General features: G+C 46.7%; 5 protein-coding genes. 3 read left to right on the top strand and 2 right to left on the bottom strand.

Going from position 1 to position 4,795, the window contains the following annotated elements; all coding sequences use genetic code 11:
• The first annotated feature begins 229 nt into the window (after window positions 1–229).
• The 3 genes from FHQ30_RS12620 to FHQ30_RS12610 are packed head-to-tail and all read left to right on the top strand — an operon-like array spanning window position 230 to window position 2,890.
• Window positions 230–721: a CvpA family protein gene (locus tag FHQ30_RS12620; protein ID WP_139609132.1), complete on the top strand. Its 492-nt coding sequence runs from the start codon at window positions 230–232 to the stop codon at window positions 719–721.
• Window positions 722–759: 38 nt separating this feature from the next.
• Window positions 760–2,274, top strand: coding sequence for an amidophosphoribosyltransferase (gene purF, locus FHQ30_RS12615; protein ID WP_139615137.1), 1,515 nt, complete (start codon window positions 760–762; stop codon window positions 2,272–2,274).
• Window positions 2,264–2,890, top strand: coding sequence for a UbiX family flavin prenyltransferase (locus tag FHQ30_RS12610; protein WP_139615138.1), 627 nt, complete (start codon window positions 2,264–2,266; stop codon window positions 2,888–2,890). The genes purF and FHQ30_RS12610 overlap by 11 nt, the downstream gene beginning before the upstream one ends.
• Here the strand turns inward: FHQ30_RS12610 and moeB are convergent.
• Both moeB and moeA read right to left on the bottom strand, forming a co-directional pair.
• Window positions 2,887–3,609, bottom strand: coding sequence for a molybdopterin-synthase adenylyltransferase MoeB (gene moeB / locus FHQ30_RS12605; protein ID WP_139615139.1), 723 nt, complete (start codon window positions 3,607–3,609; stop codon window positions 2,887–2,889). The two genes, FHQ30_RS12610 and moeB, sit on opposite strands and share 4 nt — an antisense overlap.
• Window positions 3,610–3,621: 12 nt before the next feature.
• The coding region (gene moeA / locus FHQ30_RS12600; RefSeq protein WP_139615140.1) for a molybdopterin molybdotransferase MoeA at window positions 3,622–4,795 on the bottom strand (1,174 nt) is incomplete at its 5' end.

Here is a 4,795-nt window from a genome sequence, read left to right as displayed (position 1 = left end):
AAACACAGTTGCTACTTTTACAACATTAATCGTGTATTTTAACCTTTGTCAGCAGTCTAAGGCGGGATTTTCCCGCCTTTTTTCGGCGCATAAAAATTTTGCTACGCAAAGCTTGCCTTTTTTTGTACAATAATCCGTCTTGACCATAGGGGCTATAGCTCAAATTATAAACAAAGATCAACAGACCCTAATGAATGGCTAATTTTCTTTATTTCCCAAGAGTTGTTACATGATTGATTACATCATTATCGGCATTATTGTTTTCTCTTTAATCGTCAGTTTATTGCGTGGTTTTGTGAGAGAAGTGATGTCGCTTGCCAGCTGGGTGGTTGCGTTCATCGTTGCCAGTCGTTTTTATCCTTATCTTGCCAGTATGTTGACCCAGATAGAATCTGAAAATATTCGTATTGGCGTTGCCGTAACCATTCTGTTTATCTGTAGTTTGATTGTTGGCGCAATTATTAATTATATTATCGGTCAATTAGTGGATAAAACCGGACTCAGCGGCACCGATAGGGTGCTGGGCGCTTGTTTCGGCGTGCTGCGCGGTGTATTAATTGTTGCTGCGTTACTGTTTTGTGCGGATACTTTTACCAGTTTCGGGCAATCTGAACTGTGGAAAAGTTCAAAATTAATACCGCACTTTGGTTTTGTGGTAGAGTGGTTCTTCCAACAATTGCAACAAAATTCTTCATTTTTGACCCCTAACTTTAACCGTTAATTGATCCCTCGGGACAAACTGAAAAGGACAAACAAAACATGTGTGGAATTATTGGCATTATTGGGCAAACACCGGTTAATCAGGCTATTTACGACGGACTAACCGTGTTGCAGCATCGTGGACAGGATGCTGCCGGGATTGTCACTGTAGACGATGAAAATCGCTTTCGGTTACGCAAAGCCAATGGTTTGGTGAGTGATATTTTTCAACAAATCCATATGCTGCGGTTGCAGGGCAATGCCGGAATCGGGCATGTTCGTTACCCTACCGCCGGCAGTTCCAGTGTTTCGGAAGCGCAGCCGTTTTATGTCAATTCCCCCTACGGGCTGACATTGGTACACAATGGCAACCTCACCAACTCCGATGAATTAAAACAGACACTGTTTACCCTCGCCCGTCGCCATGTGAATACCAATTCTGATTCTGAAGCGCTACTGAATATCCTGGCTTACCATTTAGATTACAGCGCCAGTCTGGATTTGCAAGCGGAGGACATTTTCAACGCTATTCGCAAAACCCATGCGGATATTCGTGGTGCGTATGCCTGTGTAGCGATGATTATCGGTTTTGGCATGGTTGCCTTTCGTGATCCTTATGGCATTCGCCCGCTGGTGTTGGGCAAACGGACTTTAGATAACGGGATAACAGAATATGCTTTTGCGTCAGAAAGCGTAGCATTAGATGCGATTGGCTTTGAATTTGTGCGCGATGTTAAACCGGGTGAAGCAATTTATGTCACTTTCGACGGTCAGTTCTATTCTGAACAGTGTGCCGCCAATCCAGATTTGTGTCCGTGTATTTTCGAATATGTTTATTTTGCCCGTCCCGATTCCTGTATTGACGGCGTGTCGGTGTACGCTGCCCGAGTACATATGGGGGAGCGTTTAGGCAAGAAAATCGCCAAAGAGTGGCAAGGATTGGACATTGATGTGGTGATTCCTATTCCGGAAACATCAACCGATATTGCACTGCGAATTGCACGGGAGTTGGACGTGCCGTATCGTCAAGGCTATGTTAAAAACCGTTATGTCGGGCGGACGTTTATTATGCCGGGACAAGAGCAGCGCAGAAATTCGGTGCGTCGCAAATTGAATACTATTTCTTCTGAATTTAAAGGTAAAAATGTGCTGTTGGTGGACGACTCAATCGTGCGCGGCACAACCTCAGAGCAAATTGTCGAAATGGCACGCCATGCCGGTGCCAAAAAGGTCTATTTTGCTTCGGCGGCGCCGGAAATTCGCTACCCGAATGTATATGGTATTGATATGCCTGCCGCAAACGAACTGATCGCTTATAATCGTAGCGTCGAACAGATTGCCGAGTTGATTGGGGTTGATCGTTTAATTTTCCAAGACTTGCAGGATTTGATTGAATCGGTGCAGCAAGAAAACCCATCGATTCAGCATTTTGATGCGTCGGTGTTCACCGGTGAATATATTACCGGCGATGTGTCTAAAGCTTATCTGGACAATATTGCCTTTGCGCGTAATGATAATGCCAAACAGCAGCAGGCAAAAGATGCGACCAACCTTGAAATACACAATGAACGCTAACCATGCAAGCTGTAATGTGAACAGTAAGCAGAACGAAAAAAAATCGCGCTTGATTATTGCCATCAGCGGCGCATCGGGGGCGATTTATGCGATTCGGCTGCTGGAAGTGTTGCAGCAAAGCGAAATTGAAACCCATCTGATTATCAGCAATGCGGCGCGACAAACCATTGCGATGGAAACTGAGTATAGCGTGCAGCAAGTGCGGCAATTGGCGAATGTGAACTATGATATTCGTGATATTGGTGCGGCGATTTCTTCCGGCTCATACCGCACTTTAGGCATGATTATCGTGCCTTGCTCGATCAAAACCCTGTCGGCAATCGCCCACTGTTACAGTGATGATTTGATCAGTCGTGCTGCCGATGTGTGTTTAAAAGAGCGCAAGCCGCTGCATCTATGCGTGCGTGAAACGCCGCTACATTTGGGGCATTTGCGTTTGTTGAGCCAAGCCGCAGAAATCGGCGCCCAGATTACACCGTTAATGCCCGCGTTCTACCACCAGCCGAAAACCATCGATGACATTATTAATCAAAGTATTAATCGACTGCTCGACCAGTTTGAAATTGAGCTGCCGCAGGATTTATTTCAGCGTTGGTGTGGAAGCATCGCCAATTAAGCCGGCAATTTCAGCTCTCGTACCGACATGGTTAAGCCATCGATCAGCAATAAGCGCCCACACAGGTTTTTACCGATATTTAACCGCACTTTGATCGCTTCTAGCGCCTGAATCGAACCGACAATACCGACGACAGGCGCCATAATTCCGGCTTCGACGCAGCTTAGTGTACTGTCGCCAAATAATCGGCTCAACGTGCGGTAAGTTGGCGTGTTCGGTTGATAACTGAACACTGAAACCTGCCCTTCAAAACGGATGGCTGCGCCGGAGACCAACGGAATTTTATGCTGCTCACAACAGCGATCTAGGCTGTTACGGATATCGACATTATCGGTACAATCCAGAATAACATCAAATTGAGTGACAACGTCACTTAATTCAGCTTCACTCAGCTGTTTATCAATGGTTTGAATTTCAATATGGGGGTTGAGTTGCTGCAATGCCAGCTGTGCCGACCGCACTTTGGGCATCTCCAAGCGGCTATCGTTATGCAGCACTTGGCGTTGCAGATTCGACAGCGACACAATATCAAAATCCAGCAGCGTCAAATGCCCAACCCCTGCCGTGGCCAGGTATTGTGCCGCAGCACAGCCCAGGCCGCCTAAACCGACAATCAGCATTCTGCTGTCTTTCAGTGTCTCTTGCCCGTCAAAATCAACGGCTTTTAACATGATTTGGCGGTTATAACGCAGCGTTTCCTGATAAGTTAGCTCACTCATGTTCCATGCCTTTTAGTTTAATGTGGCGTCAAAGGGTTCAATAGTCACGCGTTCGCCGCTCGCTACGTTGCCACGTTCGCGCTCTAAAACGATAAAACAGTTGCTGGCAACAAACGCACTGAACAAATGTGAGCCTTGAAAACCAACGGCTCGTACTTCGATTTGTCCATCCGCATTGACATGGTAAAATCCACGCTGAAAATCCAAACGTCCGACCGCTTTTTTTAACGGTGCACTGTTGATGGCTTGCAGTTGAATCGGCTTTTGCCACTGGCTGAAACCGCTTAAACGGGCAAGCAGGGGTTGAACCAATTGATAAAACGTCACCAGCGCAGAAACCGGATTGCCGGGCAGTCCGCAGAACCAAGCGTTTTCTAATTTACCGAATGCAAACGGTTTACCCGGTTTTATCGCTAATTTCCAGAAGTTGATCTGCCCCAGTTTTTCCAGTACGGTTTTGGTAAAATCAGCTTCACCAACCGAAACGCCGCCGCTGGTAATCACCAAATCCGCTTGTTGCTGTGCCTGGTTGAACTTTTGTTCAAACAGCGCTTCATCGTCAGGTAAAATACCGTAGTCTAAAATTTCACAGCCCCATTTTTGCAGCATTAATTGCACTGCAAAGCGATTGGTGTCATAAATTTGCCCGGCTTTGAGCGGATTGCCGACAGCGACTAATTCATCACCGGTAGAGATCAGTGCCACTTTGACTCGCTTAAATACCCTCAGTTGTTCAATGCCGAGCGAAGCCAGCAACGGCAGTGACAGTGCGGTTAGTTTCGCCCCTTGCTGCAAAACCACTTCGCCACGTTTAACATCTTCACCCACTCGACGGATATTTTGCCCGGTTTTGATTGCAGCTTTGACTTCTGCGTTAAACCGCACTTTGCCGTCGGCATCAATTTCAGCCTGTTCCTGCATAATCACCGCATCACAACCGACCGGAATCATAGCACCCGTCATGATTCTGACCGCGCTTTTTGCGGGTAAATCGGCGTTAAACGGCGTTCCGGCAAAGCTTTTTCCGACAATCGGCAACGGTTGTCCGTCTGCTAAATCCGCAATTCGCACTGCATAGCCATCCATGGCAGAATTGTCAAAACCCGGCACATTAATCGGTGAACAGATATCTTCGGCACAAATACGGTTTTGCGCCGCCATTAATGTCAATATTTCAGTTTGGCTG

The organism is Testudinibacter sp. 'clade 2', assembly GCF_006227735.1.
Lineage (GTDB): Bacteria > Pseudomonadota > Gammaproteobacteria > Enterobacterales > Pasteurellaceae > Chelonobacter.
The sequence above is the reverse complement of the archived record's forward strand: the minus strand, read 5'-3'. Positions and strand labels throughout refer to the sequence as shown.